At 66.3% G+C, this 24,780-nt stretch carries 22 protein-coding genes; 9 read left to right on the top strand and 13 right to left on the bottom strand.

The annotated features are described in order from the left end of the window. Positions 1–80: 80 nt before the first annotated feature. Genes AC4FS2_RS09695 through arfB form a run of 4 tightly spaced genes read left to right on the top strand, consistent with a single transcriptional unit; the run spans position 81 to position 4,799 of the window. Positions 81–2,282, top strand: a complete 2,202-nt coding sequence (locus AC4FS2_RS09695; protein ID WP_491177098.1) for an alpha-galactosidase — start codon at positions 81–83, stop codon at positions 2,280–2,282. A 2-nt stretch (positions 2,283–2,284) separates the two neighbouring features. Then, positions 2,285–3,337, top strand: coding sequence for a zinc-dependent alcohol dehydrogenase (locus tag AC4FS2_RS09690; protein ID WP_491151765.1), 1,053 nt, complete (start codon positions 2,285–2,287; stop codon positions 3,335–3,337). Next, positions 3,337–4,338, top strand: a complete 1,002-nt coding sequence (locus tag AC4FS2_RS09685; RefSeq protein WP_491151767.1) for a Gfo/Idh/MocA family protein — start codon at positions 3,337–3,339, stop codon at positions 4,336–4,338. The genes AC4FS2_RS09690 and AC4FS2_RS09685 overlap by 1 nt, the downstream gene beginning before the upstream one ends. 23 nt (positions 4,339–4,361) lie before the next feature. Then, a complete protein-coding gene (gene arfB / locus AC4FS2_RS09680; RefSeq protein WP_491151769.1) occupies positions 4,362–4,799 on the top strand; it encodes an alternative ribosome rescue aminoacyl-tRNA hydrolase ArfB in 438 nt (145 codons plus the stop codon). Here the strand turns inward: arfB and AC4FS2_RS09675 are convergent. From AC4FS2_RS09675 to AC4FS2_RS09665, 3 genes are all read right to left on the bottom strand, one after another. Beyond that, the gene (locus AC4FS2_RS09675) at positions 4,768–5,649 is read right to left on the bottom strand and encodes an alpha/beta fold hydrolase (protein WP_491151771.1); all 882 of its coding nucleotides are present in this window, start codon (positions 5,647–5,649) and stop codon (positions 4,768–4,770) included. The genes arfB and AC4FS2_RS09675 overlap by 32 nt on opposite strands. A 65-nt stretch (positions 5,650–5,714) precedes the next feature. Next, the gene (locus AC4FS2_RS09670; RefSeq protein ID WP_491151773.1) at positions 5,715–7,025 is read right to left on the bottom strand and encodes an Nramp family divalent metal transporter; all 1,311 of its coding nucleotides are present in this window, start codon (positions 7,023–7,025) and stop codon (positions 5,715–5,717) included. 133 nt (positions 7,026–7,158) lie between these two features. Then, complete coding sequence (locus tag AC4FS2_RS09665) at positions 7,159–8,094, bottom strand: dihydrodipicolinate synthase family protein (protein ID WP_491151775.1); 936 nt, start codon at positions 8,092–8,094, stop codon at positions 7,159–7,161. Between the two features lie 155 nt (positions 8,095–8,249). Here AC4FS2_RS09665 and AC4FS2_RS09660 point away from each other — a divergent pair, with 155 nt between their 5' ends. Beyond that, a complete protein-coding gene (locus AC4FS2_RS09660; RefSeq protein WP_491151777.1) occupies positions 8,250–9,266 on the top strand; it encodes a LacI family DNA-binding transcriptional regulator in 1,017 nt (338 codons plus the stop codon). A gap of 24 nt (positions 9,267–9,290) precedes the next feature. Here AC4FS2_RS09660 and AC4FS2_RS09655 read toward each other — a convergent pair whose 3' ends face one another. Both AC4FS2_RS09655 and AC4FS2_RS09650 read right to left on the bottom strand, forming a co-directional pair. Beyond that, positions 9,291–9,965 carry a Type 1 glutamine amidotransferase-like domain-containing protein gene (locus AC4FS2_RS09655; protein ID WP_491151779.1) on the bottom strand — a complete coding sequence of 225 codons (675 nt, stop codon included), beginning with the start codon at positions 9,963–9,965 and terminating at the stop codon, positions 9,291–9,293. Between the two features lie 150 nt (positions 9,966–10,115). Continuing rightward, on the bottom strand, positions 10,116–10,709 hold the full coding sequence (locus AC4FS2_RS09650) for an HNH endonuclease signature motif containing protein (protein ID WP_491151781.1): 594 nt from the start codon (positions 10,707–10,709) through the stop codon (positions 10,116–10,118). A 194-nt stretch (positions 10,710–10,903) separates the two neighbouring features. On the opposite strand from AC4FS2_RS09650, the gene AC4FS2_RS09645 reads away from it, so the two are divergent. Beyond that, positions 10,904–11,689, top strand: coding sequence for an alpha/beta fold hydrolase (locus AC4FS2_RS09645; RefSeq protein ID WP_491151782.1), 786 nt, complete (start codon positions 10,904–10,906; stop codon positions 11,687–11,689). Positions 11,690–11,745: 56 nt separating this feature from the next. Continuing rightward, entirely contained in the window at positions 11,746–12,987 is a 1,242-nt protein-coding gene (locus AC4FS2_RS09640; protein ID WP_491151784.1) for an amidohydrolase, read from the top strand. A gap of 15 nt (positions 12,988–13,002) precedes the next feature. Here the strand turns inward: AC4FS2_RS09640 and AC4FS2_RS09635 are convergent, their stop codons facing one another. From AC4FS2_RS09635 to AC4FS2_RS09625, 3 genes are all read right to left on the bottom strand, one after another. Further along, entirely contained in the window at positions 13,003–13,674 is a 672-nt protein-coding gene (locus AC4FS2_RS09635; RefSeq protein ID WP_491151785.1) for a VOC family protein, read from the bottom strand. 250 nt (positions 13,675–13,924) lie between these two features. After that, complete coding sequence (locus tag AC4FS2_RS09630; protein WP_491151787.1) at positions 13,925–14,695, bottom strand: DUF2382 domain-containing protein; 771 nt, start codon at positions 14,693–14,695, stop codon at positions 13,925–13,927. A gap of 69 nt (positions 14,696–14,764) precedes the next feature. Further along, positions 14,765–15,463, bottom strand: a complete 699-nt coding sequence (locus AC4FS2_RS09625; RefSeq protein WP_491151789.1) for a hypothetical protein — start codon at positions 15,461–15,463, stop codon at positions 14,765–14,767. 154 nt (positions 15,464–15,617) lie between these two features. Here AC4FS2_RS09625 and AC4FS2_RS09620 point away from each other — a divergent pair, with 154 nt between their 5' ends. Further along, complete coding sequence (locus AC4FS2_RS09620; RefSeq protein WP_491151791.1) at positions 15,618–16,322, top strand: TetR/AcrR family transcriptional regulator C-terminal domain-containing protein; 705 nt, start codon at positions 15,618–15,620, stop codon at positions 16,320–16,322. Between the two features lie 379 nt (positions 16,323–16,701). Next, complete coding sequence (locus tag AC4FS2_RS09615) at positions 16,702–17,034, top strand: hypothetical protein (RefSeq protein ID WP_491151793.1); 333 nt, start codon at positions 16,702–16,704, stop codon at positions 17,032–17,034. A gap of 304 nt (positions 17,035–17,338) precedes the next feature. Here AC4FS2_RS09615 and AC4FS2_RS09610 read toward each other — a convergent pair whose 3' ends face one another. The 5 genes from AC4FS2_RS09610 to AC4FS2_RS09590 form a co-directional block, all read right to left on the bottom strand. Further along, a complete protein-coding gene (locus AC4FS2_RS09610) occupies positions 17,339–18,523 on the bottom strand; it encodes a hypothetical protein (protein ID WP_491151794.1) in 1,185 nt (394 codons plus the stop codon). A gap of 427 nt (positions 18,524–18,950) precedes the next feature. Next, on the bottom strand, positions 18,951–20,249 hold the full coding sequence (locus tag AC4FS2_RS09605) for a hypothetical protein (RefSeq protein WP_491151795.1): 1,299 nt from the start codon (positions 20,247–20,249) through the stop codon (positions 18,951–18,953). 86 nt (positions 20,250–20,335) lie between these two features. Further along, positions 20,336–21,058 carry a DUF6994 family protein gene (locus AC4FS2_RS09600; RefSeq protein WP_491151796.1) on the bottom strand — a complete coding sequence of 241 codons (723 nt, stop codon included), beginning with the start codon at positions 21,056–21,058 and terminating at the stop codon, positions 20,336–20,338. 186 nt (positions 21,059–21,244) lie between these two features. After that, a complete protein-coding gene (locus AC4FS2_RS09595; protein WP_491177094.1) occupies positions 21,245–24,115 on the bottom strand; it encodes a hypothetical protein in 2,871 nt (956 codons plus the stop codon). Further along, positions 24,108–24,776 carry a hypothetical protein gene (locus AC4FS2_RS09590; RefSeq protein ID WP_491151800.1) on the bottom strand — a complete coding sequence of 223 codons (669 nt, stop codon included), beginning with the start codon at positions 24,774–24,776 and terminating at the stop codon, positions 24,108–24,110. The genes AC4FS2_RS09595 and AC4FS2_RS09590 overlap by 8 nt, the downstream gene beginning before the upstream one ends. Positions 24,777–24,780 lie beyond the last annotated feature (4 nt).

Here is a 24,780-nt window from a genome sequence, read left to right as displayed (position 1 = left end):
AAGGCGTGTGGGGCATCTGTGCCATGCTTGACTTTATTAGTTTCGGTCCGAAATATGAAGTGCGTGACAAAGGAGTTCGGATGAGTGTACCGAGGGCGAAAGAGGCAGCCGGGCCGGTCGTCCTCGCAGCCGGCGACACGTCCCTGATGGTCGATGTGTCCGGCGGCATCCCGCGAATCCTGCACTGGGGACCCTCGGTCGCCTCGACCTCCGACGATGCCGCCTTCCTTGCCTCGCTGGGCGACACGCAGGGCGGTGCCGACCTGCTGGAGGTGCGCAAATCGCCCAGCGTGCTTCCGGAGCAGTCTGCGGGATGGATGGGAACCCCGGGTCTGGAAGGCCATCGGAACGGAACGAGCTTCTCGTCCGCCTTCCACCTCAGCGAGTGGCGCCTCGACGACTCGAGCGGGGGAGCGCAGACCCTCATCGTGGATGCAGAGGACCTCGCTGCACAGCTGCGTGTCACCACCACGATCGAGATGCTGTCCACGGGGCTGATCCGTGTCGCCGCAAGCGTGACGAACACCGCGCAGCGCAGCAACTATCACGTCAACGCGCTGCGGGTGGTGCTCCCCGTTCCCGCCGAAGCAGCCGAGATCCTGGACTTCACCGGGCGCCACCTCCGCGAGCGCACACCGCAAAGACATCCCTTCGTCGGCGGGACGCACCTCCGTGAGGGTCGGCGAGGCCGCACGGGCTCCGACGCCAGCATCCTCCTGGCCGCCGGCACACCCGGGTTCGGCTTCCGCTCGGGCGAGGTATGGGCCGTTCACACTGCGTGGAGCGGCAACCACGCCACCTTCGCGGAACTCGGCCTCACCGGCGCGCGGGTGCTCGGCGCCGGCGAACTCCTGCTCCCGGGGGAGATCATCCTGGAGCCGGGGGAGTCCTACTCATCCCCGTTCGTGTACGGCGCCTACGGAGTAGGGCTCGACCGGATCGCCCAGGCATTCCATGAGCATCTCCGCGGCAGGCAATCGCACCCCACGACTCCCCGACCCGTCGTCCTCAACACGTGGGAAGCGGTGTACTTCGACCAGGACCTGGCCTCCCTCACGCAGCTCGCCGAGCTGGCCGCCCGAGTGGGGGTCGAGCGCTTCGTCCTCGACGACGGCTGGTTCACCCACCGCCGCCACGATCGCGCCGGTCTCGGCGATTGGCAGGTCGCGCGCGACGTGTGGCCGGACGGATTGGGTCCTCTCGTCGACGTCGTGCGCTCGCTCGGGATGCAGTTCGGCCTGTGGTTTGAGCCCGAGATGATCAACGAGGATTCGGATGTCGCTCGCGCCCACCCCGAGTGGATTCTCGCCCCGGGCGAGCGCCTGCCGATCGCCGGGCGCTCGCAGCAGGTGCTCAACCTCACCATCCCCGAGGCGTTCGACTACATCCTGGAGTCGATGAGCTCCCTCGTGGAGGAGTACTCCATCGACTACATCAAGTGGGACCACAACCGCGATCTCGTCGAAGCCGGCGACCGGGCGACGGGCGCTCCGCGGGTGCACGCGCAGACGCTGGCGACCTACGCGCTGATGGACGAGCTGCACCGGAGGCACCCGGGACTGGAAATCGAGTCGTGCTCCTCCGGAGGCGGGCGCGTGGACCTCGCCGTTCTCGAGCGCACGCAGCGGGTGTGGGCGAGCGACTGCATCGATGCCCTCGAGCGCCAGCAGATCCAGCGCTGGACGGGGCTCCTCCTGCCTCCGGAGCTCGTCGGCTCGCACGTCGGCGCGCCGACTGCGCATACGACCCACCGCACGCATTCGCTTGCGTTCCGCGCGGCCACGGCGGTGTTCGGTCACTTCGGCATCGAGTGGGACCTGCGGGACGCCTCCCCGTCCGAACTGGAGGAGCTGGCGGCCTGGGTCGAGCTCTACAAATCCGAGCGCCACCTCATCCACACCGGCACCGCGGTACACAGCGATTATCCGGACGATGCGTACTGGGCCCACGGCTACGTCTCGCCCGACCGCGATCGGGCTCTCATCTCCTTCGTCGCGCTCGGCACGACGGTAGGCGTGCACCCCGGCCGCATCCGGATCCCCGGCCTCCGCGACGAAGCGTTCTACCGCATCGAGCCGATCGAGCTCTCCGCCTCGGCGCTCACCCGTGTGGCGGGCGGACCGCCATCCTGGTGGAGTGCCCCCGCGACCGTCTCGGGCGGGGTCCTGCGAACCATCGGCCTCCAGGGCCCCATGCTGTATCCCGAGCAGGCGCTGCTGTTCCGCCTCGTCGCAATCGACGGCACCGGCGCTCCCGCATCCCGCACCGTTGAAAGGAAGTGAACATGGGACGCTTGGTTCGTTTCACGTCGCCACGAGTGGCCGAGGTCGTCGACTTCGAAGAAGCCCCGCTCGGCGCCGGCGAAGTCCGCCTGCAGACTCTGTACTCCGGCATCTCCGCCGGCACCGAACTCACGGCGTATCGCGGGAGCAACCCGTATCTCAGCAGCGAGTGGGATGCGGAACGCCGGCTGTTCGTGCCGGGCGACTCGACGCACGCCTACCCCCTGGATGCCTGGGGTTATGAAGAGGTCGGGTCGGTGACCGAGGTCGGCGAAGGGCTCGACCCCGGGCTCGTCGGCTCTCTCGTTTGGGGAACGTGGGGTCACCGTTCCTCGGTGGTCCGCCCCGCGCCGTGGGTTCTGGAACGCCTCCTGCCGGACGGGCTCGACCCCGTCGTCGGGATCTTCGCGAAGATCGGGGCGATCGGACTGAACGCGGTGCTCGACGCGGATATCCACGTCGGCGAGACGGTCGTCGTCTTCGGCACGGGCGTACCCGGACAGATCGTGGCTCAGCTCGCCCGCCTCAACGGGGCGCGGGTTATCAGCGTCGACCTCATCCCGGGTCGCCGGGAACTGGCCGAACGCCTCGGCGCCTCGCTGACGCTTGACCCCGTGGCCGACAACGTGGCCGAAAGGGTCCGTGAGGTCACGGGCAATCGCGGGGCGGACGTCGTGATCGAGATGAGCGGCAGCTACCACGCGTTGCAGGAGGCGGTCCGCACGGCGGCGTACAGTTCCCGGGTCGTCGTCGGAGGCTTCTTCCAGGGCAGTGCGACCCCGGTGCGGCTCGGCGAGGAGTTCCACCACAACCGCATCTCGATCATCGGGTCTCAGATCTCCGGCGTGGCACCCGCTCTGCAGCACCGCTGGAACGAGCTGCGAATGTCGACCACCGCGCTCGAGCTCGCGCGCGAGGGGCGTCTCGACCTGACGTCACTCATCACGCACACGCTCCCGGCGGAAGACGCTCCTGCTGCCTTTGAAATGCTCGACACGTCACCGGAGAGCGCACTTCAGGTGGTGCTGGACTACCGGCCGGCGGCAGGCGAGTGATGGAGCCGTTCCCGCGCTCCGACGGCGCCCTCGGCTGGGGCATCCTCGCCACCGGGGGGATCGCCGGCGCATTCACGCGAGACCTCCTCACGCATGGGCATCGCGTGACGGCGGTCGGATCGCGTTCGCTCCCGTCCGCCGAAGCCTTCGCGGCGAGATACGGCATTCCCCGCGCGTACGGATCCTACGAAGAGCTGGCCGCCGACCCGGGGATCGACGTCATCTACGTCGCCACTCCGCACAATTTTCACGCGCAGAATGCCACGCTCGCTCTCGAGCACGGCAAGCACGTCCTCGTCGAGAAGTCGTTCACGCTCACCCAGGCGGAAGCGACGGCGGTCACCGAGCTGGCTGCCCGAAAGGGGCTCGTGGTCCTCGAGGCCATGTGGACGCGATTTCTGCCGCACATGGCTCATGTGCGCGACACCATCGCGGCGGGCCGACTCGGTGACATCCGGCATCTCCACGCCGATCACGCTCAGAGTCTGCCTCGTGACGAGAGCCACCGACTCAATAATCCTGCGCTCGCCGGTGGTGCCCTCCTCGACCTCGGCGTCTACCCGATCTCGTTCGCGCATGACATCCTCGGTGTTCCCGTCGATATCGCTGCGCGCGCCACTTTCACCCGCACCGGTGTCGACGCGTCGGTCGCGACGATCTTCACCCACCGGAACGGTGCGATCTCCACTTCGTTCTCGTCGCTGGAAGCGCGCGGGCCGAACCGCGCAACCATCGTCGGGACGAAGGGACGCCTGGAACTGGCCGACACCTGGTACCAGCCGACCACGGTGTCGCTCTACGACGAGCGGAATGAACTCGTGGAGGTGTACGACGCCCCCGTGTCGGGGCGTGGGATGCAGTTCCAGGCCGCGGAGCTGGAGCGGCTCGTCCGGGAAGGTGTTCCGGGAAGCCCGCTGATCACGCCCGCTGATTCGGTGGCGGTCATGGGGACGATGGATGCCGTCAGGGAGACCATCGGTCTCCGTTATCCGGGGGAGTGACCGCGCCGGAGGATGATGGGTCCATGCCTGCCGCTCCCCGTCCCGGACTCCGGGTGAACGCGAGCGTCACGATCCCCGAGTCCGAGCTGACCTGGCGGTTCTCGCGGTCGTCCGGTCCCGGCGGGCAAGGCGTGAACACGGCCGACTCGCGAGTGGAGCTCGGATGGGATGTGGCGGGCTCGGCCGTCCTCTCGCCGGTTCAGCGCGAACGAGTTCTCGAGCGGCTGCGCGGGCGTCTTGTCGACGGGGTGCTGACGATCACCGCATCCGAACACCGCGCACAAGTGCGCAACCGGGATGCCGCGCGCACTCGGCTCGCCGCGATCGTGGCTGACGCGCTGCGGCCGCCGGCGCCGTCCCGGCGGCCGACGAAACCCACGCGGGGCGCCAAGGAACGACGGCTGACCGCGAAGAAGCAGCGCACCGACGTCAAACGGCTCCGTCGACCGCCGCAGGATTGACCGCCGCAGCGTTGCGGGCGAGCGCCGAGAGGACTTCCTGAGCCACCCGCGGCGCCGCGCGTTCGGGGAGCCAATGACCCTCGTCCAGTTCGACGAAGCGGTAGCCGCCGCGCACATAACGTCGGGTCAACTGCGCGGCACGGCGCCCGAGTGCCTGGTCCCTGTTCCCCCACACGTACGTCGTGTCCACGGTGACCGGCGCCCGAGCGGCGCGCGATCCGCGTCGGTCAGGCAGCCACATCCCGCGGTACCAGTGCAAGGCGGAACGAAGCGCACGAGGGGCGGAGAGGAACCGCTGATACTCGTCCGCGATCGGGGCGGGGAGACCGGATGCGCGCAGCAGGCGGGCCAGGCGCGGCCGCAGTAGCGCCTCGGGCAGCCACGGCAGCTGGAAGAAGGCGATGTAGAGCGAGCGCAGGCCCTGGGCCGAAGACAGCAGCGAGCGGAGCAGGGCGCGGGGATGCGGCGTGGACAGCACCGTGATGCCGGTCAGCCGCTCGGGAGCGACGGCCGCGACGCGCCAGGCGACGAATCCGCCCCAGTCGTGGCCGACCACGTGCACACGCTGCCTGCCGAGCGCGTCGAGCAGCGCGAGCACATCGCCCGTGACATCGACGGCGCGGTAGTCGCGGCGCCGGCGTGGTCGCGCTCGTGGCGAATACCCGCGCTGGTCGAAAGCGAGGATGCGAGCGCCGCCGGCCTCCAGCAGCGGTGTCACGGAGTCCCAGGTGTGACGCGACCCGGGAAACCCGTGCAGCAGGACGACCACCGGCCCGTCGATAAGCCCGGTGTCCGACACATCGAAGATGAGGTCCCCGCGGCGGAAAGCGTGGAGGCGTGCAGCGGCCATGCCCCCACCCTGACCGGTGGGGGCATGGCGCCCGAGGGGGTTGCGTCTGCGCGACGCCGGTGCGGTTACCCGCCGATCAGGGTGAACAGCAAGCGCACTGACAGGGCGAGGACGGCGACGAGGCCGATGATGCCGAGGACGTTCTGCCACCAGCGGTTTCGCATGTCTCCCATGAGCGACCGCCGGTTGGCCATCACGATGATGAGCGCGGCGAGGATCGGAGCGACGAAGATCGTGAACGCCTGTGCGATGACGATGAGCTGGATCGGCGAGGTCTGGAAGATCAGCGTCACGATGATTCCGAAGGCCAGGATGCTGGCGCTGACGATCTTCGCTGTCCGTGAACTGGACGAGGAACCTCGGCCGAGACCGTCGGAGAGCATCGTGCCTCCTGCGGTGGCGTTCGCGATCATCGAGGAGAACGCCGCCCCGAAGAATCCGAGCGCGAAGACGGTGGACCCGACAGGTCCGGCGAGGGGTTCGAAGATGCCCGCGAGAGCGACGATGGTCGGCGCGGCTTCTCCCGTGTTGCCGAGGACCGAGGCGGCGACCACGATGACGAGCGCGGTCATGACGCCGGGGGCGACGATGCCGGGGATGGTGTCCACGATGGTGACGTCGCGGTAGTCGCCTTCCGTCCGGTTGCGCTCCTTCGTCCCGTAGGACGTGTAGAACGCGGCGTTGATCGAGAAGTTGGTTCCCACGAGCGCGACGATGAGCAGCCACGATCCGTCGGGCACGGTGGGGATCAGGCCGGTGCCGGCAGCCGCCCAGTCAGGGTTGGAAATGAACGCCGAGACCACGAACGCCACCGCCATCAGGCCGACGATGACGACGAGCACCTTCTCGATCACGCGATAGACGTTGCGGAGCAGGAGGAGCCCCGCAACGGCGACGGTGCAGATGACGGTCCACATGACCGGGTTTCCCCCGAACAGCATGGACAGCCCGAGGCCCGATCCCACCGCGTTACCGACGGAGAAGCACAGTGTGATGAGGAAGATACCGATACCGGCGACCACGCCCACCCATGTTCCGAGGTGGTCTTTGATGGAGCTGATCAACGACACGGGCGATTTGATGCCCAATCGGACGCACATGTCCGTGAGGAAGATCATCAGGATGGTCGAGACGACGATCACCCAGATGAGCGCGTACTGATAGCCGCTCCCCGCCTGCACGGCGGTGGTGAGGTTGCCCGGGCCGAACTGCCACGCACCGGCCACGAATGCGGGGCCGATGAGGGTGAGCTGCTGCCAGAAGGAGCGGCGCGTGCGGCGGGCGTTGACGATGCTCTTTATCGTGTCAGTGGAAACACGGCCGTGGCCGGTCCCCGGAGTGGTCGTGGTGTGGCGAGGTGTCGTGCGACCGGTCATGATCGTATTCCTTCGTCGGGGTGCGCGGCACCGTTGCCGCGAAGTCTTCGTTGACTGAGGTGCCGCTGTGCGGCGCCGGGAGGTGGAGACCACCAGGCGGGGGCGGCGGTGGGATGCCGCCCCCGCCTATCCGTTAGGCCGGGACAGTGACCTTTTCGAGACCGGCCGACGCGAAAGCGGCGGCGATCTCGGCCTCTGCACCGTCGGGCAGCGGCAGGAGTGGTGTGCGCACGGTGGCGTGGTCGAGGATGCCCCGGTTCACCAGCCCCCACTTGAGCGCGACGGTGCCCTCCATGTGAGATCCGCGGTGGTAGACGTTCTTGGTCACCGGGAGGAGCCGCTCGTGGATGGCGTGGGCGCGCGGGTAGTCCTGCGCCTTGCCGGCATCGATGAGCTCGATGAGAGCCTCCGGGGCGATGTTGCCGTAGCCGACGAGCAGGCCGTCGACGTCGAACATCGTCGGGAGCAGGTACTCGTCGTGGCAGGAGAGGATCTGCAGGTCGGGGTAGGCGGCACGCAGCGCCGGGATCTCGGTGTACCAGCGGCGCATGTTCCGCACACCGTTCTTGGTGGCGAACACGCCGTCCTGCCCGGCGATCTCGAGCTGGGTGTCGAGGTTGTACGACGCTTTGGTGTTGTCGGGGTACTGGAAGAGGATGAGCGGCAGGCCCGACTCCTCGTAGATCTCGCTGTATCGGGACTGCGGCGCACCGTCCTGATATCCGAAACGCAGCCACCCGTGAGACGGATAGACCAGACCCGCAACGGCGCCGGCCTGGGCGGCCATCTTCGCCTCGAGCGCGGCTGTCTTGTTTCCTTCCTTCGTGATCCCGGCGATGACGGGCACGCGGCCGTCGGTCGACGCGACGAACGCGCGGATCACGTCGAGCTGCTCGTCCTCGGTGAGGAACGTGCCTTCTCCGGCGTGGCCGAGGACGACGAGGCTCTTCACGCCGTCGATCGAGCCGAGCCAGGAGCCGAGGCGCTGGATGGCGTCATAGTCGACCTCGCCATCGGTGGTGAACGGGGTGACGGGGGCGGGGTTCAGACCGCGCAGGTTGAGGGACATCGCTGGCTCCTTTGTGAGCAGTTCCGGTAGGGGCAATTCGAGCGAGAACGTTAGCGGGAACGTTTGCAAGAACGTTTGCAAGTATGATCGGACACAGGTGCGATGTCAAGAGCCGGATCTGTCCGGCTGGATAGACTCGCCGCGACGGAGGCCTGATGAACGACCGCATCGACACGCAGGTGGTGACGCTGCGTGATGTCGCCGTTGCGGCCGGAGTCAGCATTTCCACGGTCAGCCGGGTGCTGGACGAGCGCACCCGCGCATCCCGGTCAGCGACCGCCGAGAGGGTGCGACAGGTCGCGGATGAGCTCGGTTACCGGCGCAATATCTACGCGTCGAGCCTGCGGCGAGGGGAGACAGGGACGATCGGCGCCCTCGTGCCACGGCTGGCCGACACCGTCATGGCGCTGATGTTCGAGGCGATCGAGCGCACCGCCCGCGCACGCGGCTACTTCGCCGTCGTCGCCACCTGCGGGGATGACCCGGAGGAGGAACGTCAAGCCACCGAGCGCCTCCTCGATCGCGGAGTGGACGGGCTCATCCTCGCCACAGCCCGCATCGACGACGCCTTGCCCGCGTCGCTGCGAGACCGCGGCATCCGTCATGCCCTGGTTCTCCGCACCGACGGGCTGAGCCCGTCGTCACTGGGCGATGACGCGGCCGGTGGGTATTTCGCGGCGCGTCATCTCGTCGACCTCGGCCATCGCGACATCGGCGTCATCACCGGACCGTCGTTCACGTCCAGTGCTCAGGACCGCCTGGCCGGCGCTCGCCAGGCCCTCGACGAGGCGGGCACGCCACTGCCCAGCGACCGCGTCCTTTCCCGCGGGTACGGCGTGGATTCCGGGGTCTCCGCCGGCCGGGCGATGCTCGAGGCATCCGACCGGCCCACCGCCATCTTCGCCGCGAACGACAACCTCGCGATCGGCGTCATCACCGCCGCATCCAGTCTCGGTCTCGTCATCGGGCGAGACCTCTCCGTCGTCGGGTACAACGACATCCCGCTGGCGGCGCAGCTGCCTGTGCCGCTCACCTCAGTGCGCGTGCCCTTCGATCAGATCGCCGCGTCGGCGATGGATCAGCTCATCACCGAGAACCACGCCGAGGGCGACCTGCTGCGCCGCTTTCTGCCGACCCTCATTCCGCGGTCTTCGACCGGCCCGATCGGCTGAGCTGACCCCGCGGCCCGCGTTTCATCAGGCGGGATTGAGGAGTTCCCAGTGACCCTCGGAGACGATCTCGACGGCGCCGTCGACGACGGAGATCGCGGTCTGGTCGTCGATGGCATAGGCCGGCCCCGCGATGTCTGTCGCCCACTCCCGGGCTCGGGCGGACGTGTTGCTGGACCAACCCGGGCAGTCGAGATGCGGAAAGAGGGAGAAGTCGACGACGCCCAGCGTCTCATCGCTCCCGGTCGGGTCCCACTCGACGAACTGTCGGCCGATCCGCGGCGTCATCACCATGCTGCCCGCGCTCACGCCCACCCAGACGGTGTCGCGGAGGGCGGGGAGGAGGTCGGCCATCCCGGACTGCCGCATCCAATGGGCCAGGTAGACCGCTTCGCCGCCGTCGACCAGGAGCACGTCCGCATCGCCGACCCAGGGCGCCCAGCGGTCTTCGCCGATGGTCCGCAGCGCGGTGAGTTCGAGCACGCCGACCGACTTCCAGCCCAGGTCGCACAGGCCGGGCTGGTCGGGCCATGCGCTCGCGATGGATCGCCACACCGACAGCGGATTACATGCCGGGTGTCCCCACTGCGCCGTCGGGATGAACAGAGCGTTGCTCTCGCTGAGAGGTTTGCCCAGGAGACCGATCAGCGCCTGGCGGATGCTGCCGTTCGTGATTCCGCCGGAAGTGAGGAGAAGCTTCACGAGGCGTCCTCCTGCACCGCGTCGGTGTCGCCGGGGACATCGGGACTTTCGATCGGAGTCGTCATCGAAGCTCCCACCATTGCAGAGTGAATCAATCGGCAGGAGGCTAGCAGAGGATGGGGTGGCTGTCCGAGACAAGCCGCAAAGGCGTCACGGGGTCGAGGTCGGGACGGGCGGTTGCACCCCCGAGCGTGACTCAGCGACTCGGTGACGAATGGCTTCCGCGGTGAGCTCGGCCTTCCGCATCAGATCAAGCACCGCCCGGTGATTCTCCCAGTGAAGGGCCCAAAGATCGGCGCCGATGAGCGCTTCAAAGTCCACCTTGGTGGGCGTACCCCAGCGCGCGAATTCCTCAAGGCGGGCGATCCTCTCCTGGATGTCCGCGACTCCCCGGGTCGTCGGCGAGAGCCGCGCTGTACTCAGCATCCAGTCTCGCCAGTGCTTGTTCCCCTTGCTCTGATTACACTTTCCGCACGCCGGGACGAGGTTATGGATCTCCGAGATGTAGCCGGTTGGCTTCTGCGCAACGACGAGCGGACGGAAGTGGTCCCATTCGGTGGCATCGTTGCCGCAGTAGGCGCAGACGGCGATATCCATCCCGAGAATGCGCAGCGCTTCGCGGACCTGCGCCGCGCTGGGCCAGATCACCGGGATGATGCCGTTTACAAACGAGTTCGTGATGCTCGAACTGCGACCCGTGATGCGCACGGGCTTGGGCATCGAGAAGTTCGACGGGGTGGGCATGAAGATCACGCTAGCCGTCTGCCGCCGGGCGTTTCGTAGTTCAGCCTCGAGCCGTGACCGTCCCTTGCGACGACATCGGGAAGCGGGCGATTGCGAGTACCGCTTGCCGTATGGGCGGGAGTGAGCCAGTGGGGTTGCGGGTGAGGCGAGGGGGAGCGCCGCAGGACGAGACGCCGGAGCGATAGCCTCGCTTGGTGTTTGCGCACGAGACAGGCTCCGGCATCCCCGTGGTGCTGCTCCACGGGTTCGGTCTGGATCATCGTTCCCTGCTCCCGTTGGAGCCAGCGTTCGAGCGCGCGGGGGAGTGGCGACGGATCTACCTCGACCTCCCCGGCGCGACCGGGTCGCCGGCGGGAGCCGTGAGCAGCGCCCAGGCGGTCGCGGACGCTGTTGCCGAAGAGGTGGCGGCTCGGATCGGAGACGCGCCCTTCGCCGTTCTCGGGAACTCGTTCGGCGGGATGATCGCCCGCTACGTCGCGCATGAGCTGCGCTCGCAGGTGCTCGGGCTCGCCACCCTCGCCGGCGTCTTCGTCGCGCCGCACGCCGAGCGGACCGTGCCGCCCCGAACGGTGTTGAGAACAGACCCGGACATCGAGCCCATCCTCGGGGCAGCGCTCGAACAGTATCGAGAAGACGCCGTGGTGGAATCGGTCGACGACGCGCGCGCGTTCCTGCGGTACGTCCTGCCGGGCCTCGACGGCGCCGACTCGGCTGCGCTCGATCGCATCGCGAAGAGCTACTCCCTCGACCGCGAACCGGAGGACGCGCACCCCGAACCGTTCGCTCAGCCGACCGTGCACGTCACGGGTCGTCAGGACGATGTCGTCGGCTACGTCGACGCCTGGAGCCACATCGACCACTACCCGCGTGCGACGTTCGCCACTCTCGACGCGGCCGGTCATAACCTCCTCTTCGAGCAACGCGACCTCTGCTCAGCCCTCGTCGCCGACTGGCTGGCGAGGATGCAGCAGCTCAGCTGACCGGATGCGGGCTACCCGCGGCAAAGGCTACGGCGAGGCCGCCCTAGGGTTGAGGGATGACTGAATACCTCGCACTCACTGGTGGCTACGTCGTTCCCGTAACGGGCGACCCGATCGACAACGGGACGGTCATCGTCACGGATGGCGTGATCTCTGCCGTGGGCGGGGCCGACACCCCGATTCCGGAGGGCGCGCGGATAGTCGAGGTCTCCGGCAGCTGGGTGCTCCCCGGGTTCATCGAGGCGCACGGCCACCTGGGCGTCCACGAGGACGGCGAGGGCTGGTCGGGCAACGACACCAACGAGATGACCGACCCGAACGGCGCGCGGTTCCGGGCGCTCGACGGCATCGACATCGAAGAGGTCGGCTTCCGCGACGCGCTACGCGGAGGCGTCACGACCGCGGTCATCAAGCCGGGTTCGGGAAACCCCATCGGCGGACGCACCGTTGCCATCAAGACCTGGGGTGGTCGCACGGTGGACGAGCAGGTGCTCTCCCTTGACGTGTCGGTCAAGTCGGCGCTGGGGGAGAACCCGAAGCGCGTGTACGGGGACAAGAAGCAGACGCCCTCCACGCGGCTCGGCGTCGCCGCCGTCCTGCGCGACGCGTTCGTGAGCGCGCGCAACTATGCCGAGAAGCGGTCGGCGTCGGCCACCAAGGGGGAGCCCTTCGACCGGAACCTCACCGACGAGACGCTCGCCGCCGTCCTGGACGGCGACCTGATCTGGGACCAGCACTGCCACCGCCACGACGACATCGCCACGGCGATCCGCATCGCCGAGGAGTTCGGGTACAACCTCGTCGTGAACCACGGCACCGAGGGACACAAGATCGCCGATGTGCTGGCGGAGAAGGGCATCCCCGTCATCTTCGGCCCGATGCTGACCTCTCGCTCGAAGGTCGAGTTGCGCGACCGCGCGATCGGCAACCTCGCGCTGATCGCGGCGGCCGGCGTGAAGGTCGCCATCACGACCGACCATCCCGTCATCCCCATCGAACAGATCCGCCTGCAGGCGATCCTCGCCGTGCGGGAAGGGCTGCCGGCCCAGACGGCGCTGGAGGCGCTCACGGTGAACCCGGCCTCGATCCTCCGACTGGACTCGCGCGTCGGCGCTCTGGAAGAGGGCCGGGATGCGGACATCGTCGTGTGGTCCGGAGACCCGCTGGCGATCGAGTCAGAGGTCGAACAGGTCTTCATCAACGGCCGGCCGGTGGTCGAGCCGGCCGCCGACGGTGAGCGCGAGCCTCGGATCGTGGACCGCTGGGAGCGGTTCGGCCGCACCTCCTGGGTCCGCTGACCCGGCGCGACCCCGTCAGTTGGCGGTGTCGGTCCAGGAAGCGATGTCGACGCCGTGGTTGTCGGGCGAAGCCAGCGACCACCAGGCCGGAGCATACGAGTCGTCGGCCATTCTGCCTCCGGCGGCCAGGGCGGCATCCACTCGTGCCTGGGCCTGGTCAGCCGGCACGAAGACATCGAAGTGCGTCCGACCCCGCGCCGGAGAGTCGCCGGTGATCGGGTTGAACGCCAGTTGTGGCCCGGAGCGCAGCGGGTCGACGGCATCCGTCTCACCGAGCTCTTCATAGCCCAGTACGGCCAAGAAGAACGGCCGGACGTCGACCTGGGAATGCTGGGCGACGTAGATGCCGATCGACTGCGCGCGCGACGGGTCGGCGGTGAGCTGCAGCTCGGCGGCTGCCTGCGACACGGCGGCCGCGAACTCCGGGGCGGCCGCCGGGATGCCCTCGTCGCCGCGGTGAGGGATGCGGACGACGATTGCCTCGGGACGCACGTCGATGTCGGGCAGGATGCTGAATCGCTCCGCTGCGGCGACGATGGGGGCGATGAGGCTCGCCGCGTGGGGGAGTGAGGTCGCGGTGAAGACGGCCTGCGGGCCTGTGCCGGTGACGCGCCAGTCGGAGACGCCGGGTGCCCGGTGGAACTCGGCCGGCGAGATCCAGACTGATCCGCTCGTCGGCTCGCTCATCGAGAACTCCTTTTTAAGCGGTCGGAGCCCGCTCCTGACGGCCCATGACCCTGTGCGGACCCACGGTACTCGGGGGTCGGGCGGTGCGGAATGTCCGCCACAGTCCGCGCTGCTCGATGTATGGCAGGCGCTGAGCGTCTGGGAGATGTCGGCGGTCGGTCGCGCCCGCCCCGGGACGTCACACGCCCCCGCGGGGATCGCGACCTTGGTAGGCAGTCGTTCCCGCGGGGGCGTGTGGAATCGGTCAGCGTCAGCTGCGGTCCGTGCGGGCCGCGTCGTCGTTCAGCTCGATCTCTTCCTTGCGGACCTGCTCGGTGACCGTCTCGTTCTCGGTGACGGTGTCCTTGTCGAGGCGGACCCGCTCGACCGGGACGGTTTCCTTGGCGATGACGGGGCGCTCTTCGGTGAGAACGACCTCGTGCTCTTCCTCGCTGATGTCGGGTCCGGCCAGGGCGTCGCCGGCGTTCGCGTCGGTGATCGGCTCACGCTCGAGCCGCACCTCTTCACGGCTGACCGGGACGGTGACCGTCTCGTTCTCGGTGACGATGTACTTCCGCAGACGCGCACGACCGGTCTCCACCTTCTCGGTGCCGACGCGCAGACGCTCCTCGGAGCGGGTCATCGCGTCATCCGTGGAGGGCCCTGACGTGTCGTGGCCGACGGTGGTGTCCGTGTCGACCCCGCGGTCGTAATCGGTCGCCCCGCCGGTCGAGCCGTTGCCGTAGTAGGCGTACAGCTCGTCCTCCTGGGAGTGCTCGAGCGCGCCGTCGACGTCGATGCGGGGAGCGTCCTTGACGCGCTCCTTGGTGTAGGGGACCCGGAAGTCCTCGCCGACCTGTTCTGCCTGGTCGATGGGAACGAAGGTCTCCGACATTCCGAAGAGCCCGGTGCGGACCGACGCCCACGAGGGCGCACCCGAGTCCGTGTCGACGTAGACCTGACCGATGGTTCCGATCTTGTCCCCGTCCGAGTCGATGACGTTGCTGCCGATGAGGCTGCCGAGATTGTTCGAGTTGATCATTGTGTTCCTTCAGTTGTTGTTGAGATGCGTTTTTCGAGTTATCGGACCGCAGGTACGGGCGTCCCCGCGTTAGCGGGTAGTCCGCCCGGTTACGGCGTCGTTCTGACGGTCACGATTGACGACGGTGCGTACGCCGAACATGCCGCCCAACGATGCGATCACTGCGCCGAGCAGAAGACCGAAGAAGCCCCACCATGAGCCCGCCTGAGCAGTGTCGGCGGCGTCCTTGGCCACCTGCCCTGCGTCATCGAGCGCCTCGTCGGCCTGGTCCTGGGCCGCCTCCTCGTCGACGTTGCCCTGGACGTCTTCGGCGACCTGGGTCACGTCGGTGCCGGAGAGAGCCTGGGTGGCGGAGCTGACGATGCCGCCGACGGCTCCGAGCAGGCTGGCGCTGAGCCAGACCGTCAGGGCCAGAGCGACGACCAGCGAGGTCGCCCAGGTCAGGAAACCGTGTAGTAGCCCGCTGCGGACAGCGAGAGCGCCAGTGACGAAGCCGGCGGCGGCGAGAGCAATAGCGAGCGCAATAGCGCTCCAGATGCCCGCCCCGACGCCCGAGCCGCCAAGCCCGATTGCTGCGGTGACCAACGAGAGCAGCACCGATACTGCAAGGAACGTCACCACACCGGCGATGATCGATCCCCACGACACGTTCGCGGGGCGACCGGGACGTTCGGTGCCGATCAGCGACTCCTTGCCGGCGTCGTTATCGGTCGTGACGGGCAGGGCCGCCGCACCGCCATTGCTGCTTGAGCCGTTGTTGGCCATCATTGCCTCTCATGGGGGGTGGGGCTCGCGTAAGACGCAGCGAGCCGCCGGGGGAGAGCCGCTTACAGCGTAAGCAGCTGACGTGACGTTACAGTGTAAGCAACGCCACCACCAGTGCCCCTGGCGGCCGTGAGGAGAGTGTGCTATCGAGGAACGCGTGCGGAAGAAGCCGGTGGGAGCGCCGGCCCCCCGCCTCAGTCGTGAGTTGATCGTCGAGACCGCCCTGGCTCAGATCGACCGCTCCGGACCGCAGGGTTTGTCGATGAGGTCCCTGGGGCAAGAGTTGGGTGTGGAGGCCATGTCCCTGTACCGGCACGTGCACGGCAGAGAGGACCTCCTCGAAGGCGTTGTCGCACTGCTGATGAGCAACCTGACCTCGGACCTCGACGAGGAGCTGGCTGAGCACTGGCAAGGCTTCCTGCAGACCACCGCCCACCAGGTCCGCCGCATCGCAATGGAACACCCCAAAGCCTTTCCACTGGTCGCCACTCGGCACCCCGCAGCGCCCTGGCTGCGTCCGCCGCTGAGAAGTGTCGAGGTCGTCAACACATTCCTGAGCACACTCATCGGACACGGGTTCACCGACGCGCAGGCTGTTGACGCGTACCGATCATTCAGCAGCTTCCTCCTCGGCCACCTGCTCCTCGAGTCCGCGGTCCGCGGAGCCGAAACGGGCCCCGTCGAAGAGCCCCTCGACGAGGGAAACGCGGACATCCCCGAAGGCGACGGGCAAATCTCCCTGGACGCGGCGACAGAAGTGGAACGCCTCCGTCCCCTGCTCAGCCAGGACCGCAGCGGCGAGGAGTTCGAAGTCTCCCTCGAAGTTCTCCTCGACCGGCTGAATATCGAGCTGTCCCAATGACCCGATCACGGTCGTCAGTCCCGAGGGGTGACGTCTAGGCCGCGCAGCTACTCGTCTCGACAGCGTCGCCGGCGAGGTGGATGCGGTCATCCCGGGTCACGGTTTTGGCGGGGGTGTCGGGCAGCTCCGAGTCCGCATCGATCAGGATCGCGCCTACGTGGCGGCCGCGCGGGACGGCGGGGTCATCGACGACGCGCGCGGGTCGATCCGTCGGCCCCGCTGTACTGGTTGGCCGACGTGCACGAGTGGCATATGCAGCGGCTCGCGGACAGACGGCACGACACGCCGGAGCGATAACCTCGCTTCTTGTTCGCACACGAGACAGGCTCCGGCATCCCCGTGGTGCTGCTCCACGGATTCGGTCTGGATCATCGGCACAGTGGTCGCCCACTCGGTTCTCGCCGAGCTGGATCCAGCGCAATGGCACGTGCCGTTGTTCCTCACGTTGGGTTCGCCCTTGGCGGTCGGCAAGATCCGCAGCAGCCTTCCGCGGGCGATCTATCCACCCGCCGTCGGGCGCTGGGTGAATGCGCTTGATCCGTTGGATGCCGGGGCTCTGCACCCCCTCGACGCGCAGACCTTCCCCACCTCGCGGCCGACCGACAATTATGTGGAGGTCGACAATCCGGCGGAGGATCACCATGACATCGAGGGCTACCTCGGCGACGTGTGGGTTGCCACCCAGATCCACAACGCCGTAGCGGCGAAGTGAGATTCTCCCGCTCGGGATGCTCCCGAGCGGGAGTCAGTCGGAGGTGTCGGTCCAGGCCGCGATATCTACGCCGTGGTTGTCCGGCGACGCCGGCGTCCACCAGGCGGGCGCGTATGAATCGTCGACGAGTCTCCCTCCGGCCGCGAGCGCAGCTTCGACTCGCGCTCGGGCGTGGTCTCACAGAAGAACGTGCTCCACCACCATCGATAGCCGCCCATCTGTGCCTTGGGGGTGATTCGGGCTGCCGTCCGCACGGTCGATCCATCGCAGGACAGGCGGCGCCGGCCGCTCGCGAATCGTCGGGTTACTGAGGCGGCCGATTCCCAAGCAGCGCGCGGATGCGGTCAGAGAATGCCACGCGGCCGCGATAGCCCTCACTCTCGTGAAGAGCTTCGAGGAGCGTGCGTTCGCGGGCCTCTGCCGCGGCGACACGCGCTCGTCGACTTGCGTCCGTGGAGATCACCGTGGCGAGGCGTCCGCGCCACCGAGGCCCGACCCACAGCAGACCGGGAAGAACGAAGCCCGTCAGATAGAGGACACTCTCAACCTCATGGCCATGGTAACCGAGCGCTGCGCGAACGAGGTTGATCGCCCATAGGCTCCAGAACGCGAGTGGTAACAACGTGAGACTCCACCGTACCCATGGGTCGAAGAAGAATCTCGCCTCCGTCGCGAGGACCGCGAACGACAGCATGACCAAGCCCCACATCGATAGAAGGAGTGCAACCGGCCCAAATGGGGAAACTTCGCCATTTGCGGCACCGATCGCTGACGCCACGATGATCGGCACCACGGCGATCGCGCTCGAGAGCGTGAAGGCGCTCCAGAACGCAAGGTACGGGCGCGCGTGCGAATGCCGCGCGATTCGCGCATCCCAACTGCTGGTCCGCTGTGCTTGATCACGAGCGATGAAGTAGCGGGACAAAAGAGAACCTAGCGAGTAGCGACCGCAAGACGCTCCGACGACAACTACCAGCGGGACCAACGCGACGAGTCCAACGATCGAGGGACTCCATGGCACCGCCGGGTGGGCTGAAAGGCCAAGCAGAATCACCACAAATGCGACGTACGCCCCTGTGACCACTGTGGCGGTCATGGCCACGATGGAGCGAGTCGACGCTAGGTCGACAAGGTCGTCGCCGGGTGCCACCTCCGGGAGCCCGTCTCTGGTCCAACGCAGCAGTTCAGGTCGATCGTGCGGGATCGCCAACCACACGAGTAGAGCGACCAGTACGGTCGTCGCGAGCGGCGCAATCCATCCAGAGAGCTCCGACAGACTCTTTGCCCAACCGACCATGGCACCCTCTGCCGCGGTCTCCAGCTTTGAGGTCAGTGACGAGCCGGGAACTGAAGTCAGTGCGTTAGCAACGACGCCGGCCAATCCCAGCGATGCCGTGACTACTAGTAGAAGCGCAAGCACAGCGATCTGCGTGAACGTCGATCGCCATGTATGGCGATCAGAGTTCGTCGCCGCGGCTGATTCGCTCATGCCGTAAACCTAGAGGACGTTTTGCACGCGCGGCGGATGTCACGGGGAGACGCACCGCCCACACCGCCGATGCACCTCGAGCGTTCTGCATTCGTGCTGTGCACGCTACGGGGATCGGCGACGCGGTTCGCTCCTACCGACGGCGCTTCCGCGGCTTGCTCGGGCGTTCGATCGGCGAACCCCGTCCCACGACATGCCACCAGCCGCAGTAAGGACAGTGCATAGCCCTCGCGCCCTTGAACACGCCGGCGGCGATCGTTGCCGCCTCAGCCTGGGTAGCGATCGGGGCACGGCGCGTCCGACATCTCACACCTCGCATACCGCGAAGGTACCGAGTAGCGCCGACACTCCCCGCTAACTCAGAACCCAACCGGCCGGCACGCCCCCCTGCAGCCTGCACTATCCAGGACCTGCCCAATTCGTGGAGTCAGTCGCTGGGTGGTGAATCCGGGACGTCATCGTCGACGTTGTCGACGTCCGAGCGAGGGTCTTGACCCTGCTTCTTGGACCTCAACTGCAACGCGGCCTTTGCTGCGATCGTCCTTGCCAGCCCAGCGGCAGCGCTCCCGGCGCCCTTAGCCGCGGTGAGAGCCCGTGCCTCGTCCGGGATGCCGTCGCCATCGAGGTCTACCGATCGGAAGTCGCGTGTCGCTTTGGCGCTCAGGGTTCTCGCTTTGCCGCCAACTGCCAACGCCGCTTCGGCGGTTGCGCTGCCGGCTGCTTTGGTTGCGGTGAGAGCTCGCGCCTCATCGGGGATGCCGTCGCCGTCGAGGTCTAGCGACCGGAACACGTCCGCGGCAGCGCCGACCTTGTCCCAAACGTCGCTGCCGAAGTCTTTGACGTTGCTCTTCGCAGCCTCGAGGGCGATCAGAGCACGCGATGGTTGCGTGGGCTCTTGCGCGGGCTTGGCGTACTCCTCGAGCCAGTCCGGGAAGTCTGTCGGTATCTCTGGAAAGGCGACGCGCCCCGCCTTGACCACATCTTTGCCGAAGTAGAAGCTGCCCACTCCGCCGATCACGGCGCCGATACCGAACGGGACAGCCTTTCCGAGCGTCCCTGCGCCGAGCTTGCCACTGGTCTTGAGCGCCTCGCGACCGATCACGACGGTAAGGGGTGCCAGCGCTGAGTCCGGGATCTGCTCAGTAAGCACTTCACCCCAACCCTTCGGAAGAGTCTTGGCGACGACCCCTGTTGCCGCGGAGCGGGCCTGATCGACCCCGCCAGCCCCGGCCGCGGTCAACACGATCTTGCTGATCTGGCTCTGGGACTTCTGCCCGAGGAGTGTCCCGAGGACAAGCGGACGGGCACGGTCAGCTTCAACTACCGGAATTCCATGCAACTCGGCCACGGCCAGGACGTAAAGCGCGCTGGTCTCATAGAAGAACAGCATGTCCACGACGCCAAGCCCAAGGGCAAGCGGGATACCCACGCCCGGCAACGCGGCGGACGCGCCAACGCCACTGCTGGCGATTGTCACAGTGGCGACGTACCGGTTGTCGAGTTCCTTGAGGATTTCCGCGGGCGAAGCCGCCGGCTTGTCTCGCCGCACCGATCGGAGATACTCCAGCACGACGGGGCGCTGCACGGAGATCGCCTTGTAGATCTGTGCCTGGAAGCCCTCCGCTTGTGCGAGTTCCTTGGCGTGATCGACCGCCAGTACAGGGACGTCGGCGGCGGTGAGTTCCGTCCCGCTGCCCTGCGTTGTGGCCCGAGTGTTCCCCGTCACGTCTCCCCCATTCACCTATTCGCGTGCGTCCAGCATGTCAGTCTCGCTTGGCGGTCCGATGGTCTTGGGAAGGCCGGCGTGGATTGTCATCCGGCTGCGACGGCCAATGCCCGCGTGATCCTGCGATTCCTTGCCTCGACGAAGTCCACCTGGCGTTGCAGAAACTCCCCGTACTGCGCGGGCGAGCTAGGAAGTGCCGCGCCCGTGAAGTCGTCAAACGGCAGGTAGAAGCGGATCTCCGATGAGGAGTCATCCACTAGATCTTGCAGCAGGAAGAACTCGACGTACCGGTCGAACTCTCGGAAGAGTTGGAAGAAGCCCTGGTTGGCCCTGAGAACTGGGCTGAGCGGGCTGTCTTCGCCGACGTAGTACCGGCGGATGCACTCGAGCGTGAGGTCGAAGCGGTCTCTGATACGCGGATGGGTGCCGCGTCGCTGGTTGACCGTCTGCATCCCGCTCACGCGCTCCGCGGGGAAGATAAGCCGGCCGCCGATCGACAGGCCGACCGAGTGGAAGTGATCGCGCACGTCCTCGGGGACGAGTTCGTAGAACTGTCTGCACGGGCGCTTGCTCGAGTTGGCGAGGATATCGCTGGAAAGATACAGGTCGCCGCGGTCACCGCTGTACCGCAGAAGATACGAACCCCGACGGCGCACCGGCTCCAGCTCGAACATCGTGCCGTCTGGTAGCGGTCGGCTCCACAAGAGGCGGTGATACGACTGGAGGGTCGGACTGTGCCTGTCCGAGTCACGCCCACGCGAGTCTGCTCGGAAATCGAGAGTGGTGTCGATCTGAACGCCGTCGGTCATGCTGCGGACAATACAGCCGTGGTCCGACGATATGCACTCCACTCTTCTCCTCGATAGCCACGGACAGGGAGGATCCCTTATCGCGCACTGCCCGGAAGCGGAGCGTCGATGTGCGCTCGGATCCCAGTAGGGACTCCGATAGGCGTACCTGAACGAGCTTTTGCTCGCGGCTGGCCCAGGCCAGCCCTACTCATCGATGTCATCCGCGCCCACTTTGCCGTCGAGGACAGCCTGAACTTGGGCTTCGAGGGCGTGGTTCCCTTGGGCGCCAAGTTCGTTCATGAATGCCTCGGCTCGGCTCTTCAGGTCCTCATCTGGCGACATCATGGCGTTCGCGATGACGACGGGAATCGCGTGCCGACTCAGGTCGAACGCTACTCCGCCGCCTTCGGTGCGCCGCCCCAGAAGAAGCTTCAGCACAGCGAGCGCAGCTGCCGGGTCGGTCGTTGATGCCTGCGCCAGCTCTTTTCCGATCATGTATCGCTCGGTCGCGATTGTGGGTTCGAGTTCGAGTGCTTCACACATGCGGGGAAGCCACCACTCTGACGAGAACGAGCTGCTCTTAGCCAGCCAATAGATACCCACGAGCTCCTTGCCGTCACCGGGGTGCTCCCGAACGTGACGAATGCGGTCGTCCCAAAGAGTTGCGAATCTATCGCGAATCGGATCTTCTACCGAGGACGCACGGAAGAAGGACCATGCGATCTTGCCTAGAGCGTCACCGCGAACCTCTGGGCTGGTTTTGGAGAAGAAGGCATCGAAGACCGGATCCTCTGCATCTATGTGCCCAAAGACGAACGCATCGATGACCCACTCGCCAATGCGCGGCAGTGGGTCAGACTCTCCCTTCCAACCAGCAACGAGCGCGTCGCCGACGTCAATCGCCGCAAGCATCGCGGGAGTCAGAAGTTCGTACATGGGGCGGTTGTAGCGATGTGTTGCCATCGCTGTGGTTAGGACGATTTGCTGCTCGACCGAGATGCCTGCGCGAGTGCCGACCAGATCGTCGAGGTGGGTCTTGCTCCAGTCAGGTGCTGCGTTCAGCAGTCTGCCGAGTCCCTCGCCGAGTGCGGCTCGGCCCGCGCCATGCTGGTCGACGCGTGACGCCTCGGCCTCGATCGCCTTGAGTGCGTCGTCCTGCCATGGCGAGTTCTCCGCGCTGGTCGCGGCGACGATGAGCGCTCGGACCCTGCTTGGCCACTGCCAATTGAGGGACATAGTGAGTGGATCCCACCCGGAACCTTCGTGGCTGTAGGAGTCGTAACTGGCCCAGGCGTCTTCGTCGTCCGAGCGATCGATCAGAAGCCGCGCGAACCGCTCCTGATACTCGTCCGGAACTACGATCGAACCTCGCTTCTTGAGCAGCTCCTCGAGCAAGCCAATAGCCGCGTCCTTCGCACCGCTGTAGTCCTTGTCATCGTCGAAGTCGCCGCCTTCAACCGGAAAAGGAGAAGGTAGCGGGTGATCGAGCACGTGCTCCACTAGCTCAGCAACCTGCGACCAATCAAGCTCGTGATCAGCTTTGGTCGCCGCTTCCCAACCCTGCAAGATCGCGCGCAGGTAGGTTGGGCGAAGCTGATTCCCAAGCTGACGAACGCCCCTCAAGGCCAGCGGGTTAGTCGTCAGAAGGCCCGAAAGGGCTCTGCCTTGGCCTTCATGCGACGGTTCAGGTCCCCAGCCATCGCCCTTGTCATGCCAGCTCGCGAGGTGAACAACCAGTTCCGCCGGCGCCATAGCGGCCATTGCGTCCTGGCTCGTGTGAGGGTTGGGGCCGCTCCAACTGGTGACTCGACCCATCGGTTCGAGCGGGTCGTCAATTGCGCCGAGTGCTTCGTCCAGTTTGGCAAGCTCTTCGCGCAAGTCTGCCGGCAAAGCGTCGTGCCCGATCGCCGAAAGCCAACTGTGCCGGTACCGCCGCGCTCTTGCTTGAATGCTCGCTTCCCACTCTGGATCAGTGAGACCCTCTGGGCGCGGAAGTCGCTCTCGCATCCAGGCAAGGTCGACCTCGAATGCTCGCGCGAGGAACGGAGTTACGACCGACGTCGCAGTCGGCTCTGCCCGAGCGGTGGCTCGCGCCAGTTGCGCATACTCGACGCGAACATATTCATCGTCCGATTCCGGATCTTCAAGCAATTGCTTCGCCGCGTCGATAAGGGCCGCGACGTCGCCTCCCGCCTCGAGTTCCTGACGAATCGCCTCGGCCACAACGTAGATCGCGATCTTCCTCAACAGCTTCACACCGCCGCGCAGCAGAACGTTAAGCGTTCCGGTCGGATCCGTGCCCATTGCCCGAACCGCAACGTCGCGGACGGCATCGATGAGCACATCCTCTGGGCGATCCGTGTGGTCGCCACGCGCGTCAATCGACGACCGGTCCATCGCGCTGAAGTCGCGATCGCCCGAGGCATGACCGGAAGCCTTGACGTAAGCCGTTAGCCAGCCCACGAGCGCCTTGAGCGCATTCTCGCCGAGCGCGGGGACCATCCGCGGAAGTTCCTGCTCGTACCAGTACTCCTCGAGGAGCAGCTCAGGCCTTCGAATGGACTTGGTGTCGTCGCTTGGGCGAGGCTCGAACAAAGTGTTGGCGAGCCAACGACCAAGACGAGGCTGACCGCCTTCGAGCAAATTGATCGAAAGCGACACGAGGGACCGCGCATCAGTCCTCCAACCGAAACCCGTCGGCACCCAAGCCTTGATGAGTGGTTCCAGTCGAACGCTTGATTCGGTCGGGATCTGTGATCCGATCTCAAACACGGCGCGGCGAACCCAGCCGTTGTTGCTCTCCTTCAACTGAAGCAACACATCCACGACGTCGTCGGGCGCCTGTGGCGCGATCCGAGTTAGGAAGGAAATTTCCGGCCAGTACGTGTCACGGAGGTACCCGTCGCCGGTTGACTCCGGCTCCGGCGGGTTCGTGAACGCCCCGGCATCAAGAAGGGGACGAACCCAGAGTGGATTTTCGAGTCGCTCGTAGAAGGCCCGTCGAAGCTGAAACGTCGGGATCTTGAGCAAGGCGGCGCGCACCTGCTCTGGAGTTGGAGCACGGAAGCTAGGCATCGATCCCCTCCTCCGTGGCGTTGATTTCGTTAAGCAGATCGTCGATCGCGTGCAAAGAAGCGAAGAAGGCGGTTATGACTCCGTCGAGCAACTCCTCGAAGACACCGACGTGTCCCCATATCTCGTGGTCATTTGGCAAGTCTGACTCCGCGACATCGCGCTCGTGGAGATGTGCCCACTTCACGAAATAATCCCGCGACTGAATCCACTGCGACACGGCAATGTGGCTTGCGTTGTCGTCGTCGGTAATTAGTGCAGCGACATCGTCCCTGATCCGGCGCTTCTCGTGGATCGCGGCCTTGAACAGCGTGTTCATTGCAGCGGCGACTTCTTGAGGCACTGGGACAGAGTCGCCGTCACGGTCCAGCTCGAGTTCCGGGAACCTTGCGAGAAGGTCTGGGAGTGCCTTTACTTGGTCGCCCGAGGAAGGCTTGAACCGAGGGGCCGTAGGCCGGCCCAGCGCACCCAGTACACGATTCATGACCTCCCGCATGCAGTGTCCAATGAAAGCAACACGCGTGCGCGGATCGGATACCTCGAGCTCGCCTCTGAGCAACCTCAACGCGGTTCGATAAAAGTTGGCTAGCTCCGCACGCTTGTCCTGCAGCGCGGCGAGTATCCGTCGCTGCCTGTCATCCATGAACGTGTCAGGCTCGGTCACTGAG

This window comes from Microbacterium sp. Z10_103 (genome assembly GCF_058310455.1).
The sequence above is the reverse complement of the archived record's forward strand: the minus strand, read 5'-3'. Positions and strand labels throughout refer to the sequence as shown.

Coding starts and splice junctions, on each gene's coding strand:
- AC4FS2_RS09670 (WP_491151773.1), bottom strand. CDS start 7,025: ATGACCGGTCGCACGACACCTCGCCACACCACGACCACTCCGGGGACC.
- AC4FS2_RS09630 (WP_491151787.1), bottom strand. CDS start 14,695: ATGATCAACTCGAACAATCTCGGCAGCCTCATCGGCAGCAACGTCATC.
- AC4FS2_RS09595 (WP_491177094.1), bottom strand. CDS start 24,115: ATGCCTAGCTTCCGTGCTCCAACTCCAGAGCAGGTGCGCGCCGCCTTG.
- AC4FS2_RS09690 (WP_491151765.1), top strand. CDS start 2,285: ATGGGACGCTTGGTTCGTTTCACGTCGCCACGAGTGGCCGAGGTCGTC.
- AC4FS2_RS09600 (WP_491151796.1), bottom strand. CDS start 21,058: ATGACCGACGGCGTTCAGATCGACACCACTCTCGATTTCCGAGCAGAC.
- AC4FS2_RS09625 (WP_491151789.1), bottom strand. CDS start 15,463: ATGATGGCCAACAACGGCTCAAGCAGCAATGGCGGTGCGGCGGCCCTG.
- AC4FS2_RS09695 (WP_491177098.1), top strand. CDS start 81: ATGAGTGTACCGAGGGCGAAAGAGGCAGCCGGGCCGGTCGTCCTCGCA.
- AC4FS2_RS09685 (WP_491151767.1), top strand. CDS start 3,337: ATGGAGCCGTTCCCGCGCTCCGACGGCGCCCTCGGCTGGGGCATCCTC.
- AC4FS2_RS09635 (WP_491151785.1), bottom strand. CDS start 13,674: ATGAGCGAGCCGACGAGCGGATCAGTCTGGATCTCGCCGGCCGAGTTC.
- AC4FS2_RS09610 (WP_491151794.1), bottom strand. CDS start 18,523: ATGAGCGAATCAGCCGCGGCGACGAACTCTGATCGCCATACATGGCGA.
- AC4FS2_RS09650 (WP_491151781.1), bottom strand. CDS start 10,709: ATGCCCACCCCGTCGAACTTCTCGATGCCCAAGCCCGTGCGCATCACG.
- AC4FS2_RS09675 (WP_491151771.1), bottom strand. CDS start 5,649: ATGGCCGCTGCACGCCTCCACGCTTTCCGCCGCGGGGACCTCATCTTC.
- AC4FS2_RS09665 (WP_491151775.1), bottom strand. CDS start 8,094: ATGTCCCTCAACCTGCGCGGTCTGAACCCCGCCCCCGTCACCCCGTTC.
- arfB (WP_491151769.1), top strand. CDS start 4,362: ATGCCTGCCGCTCCCCGTCCCGGACTCCGGGTGAACGCGAGCGTCACG.
- AC4FS2_RS09660 (WP_491151777.1), top strand. CDS start 8,250: ATGAACGACCGCATCGACACGCAGGTGGTGACGCTGCGTGATGTCGCC.
- AC4FS2_RS09640 (WP_491151784.1), top strand. CDS start 11,746: ATGACTGAATACCTCGCACTCACTGGTGGCTACGTCGTTCCCGTAACG.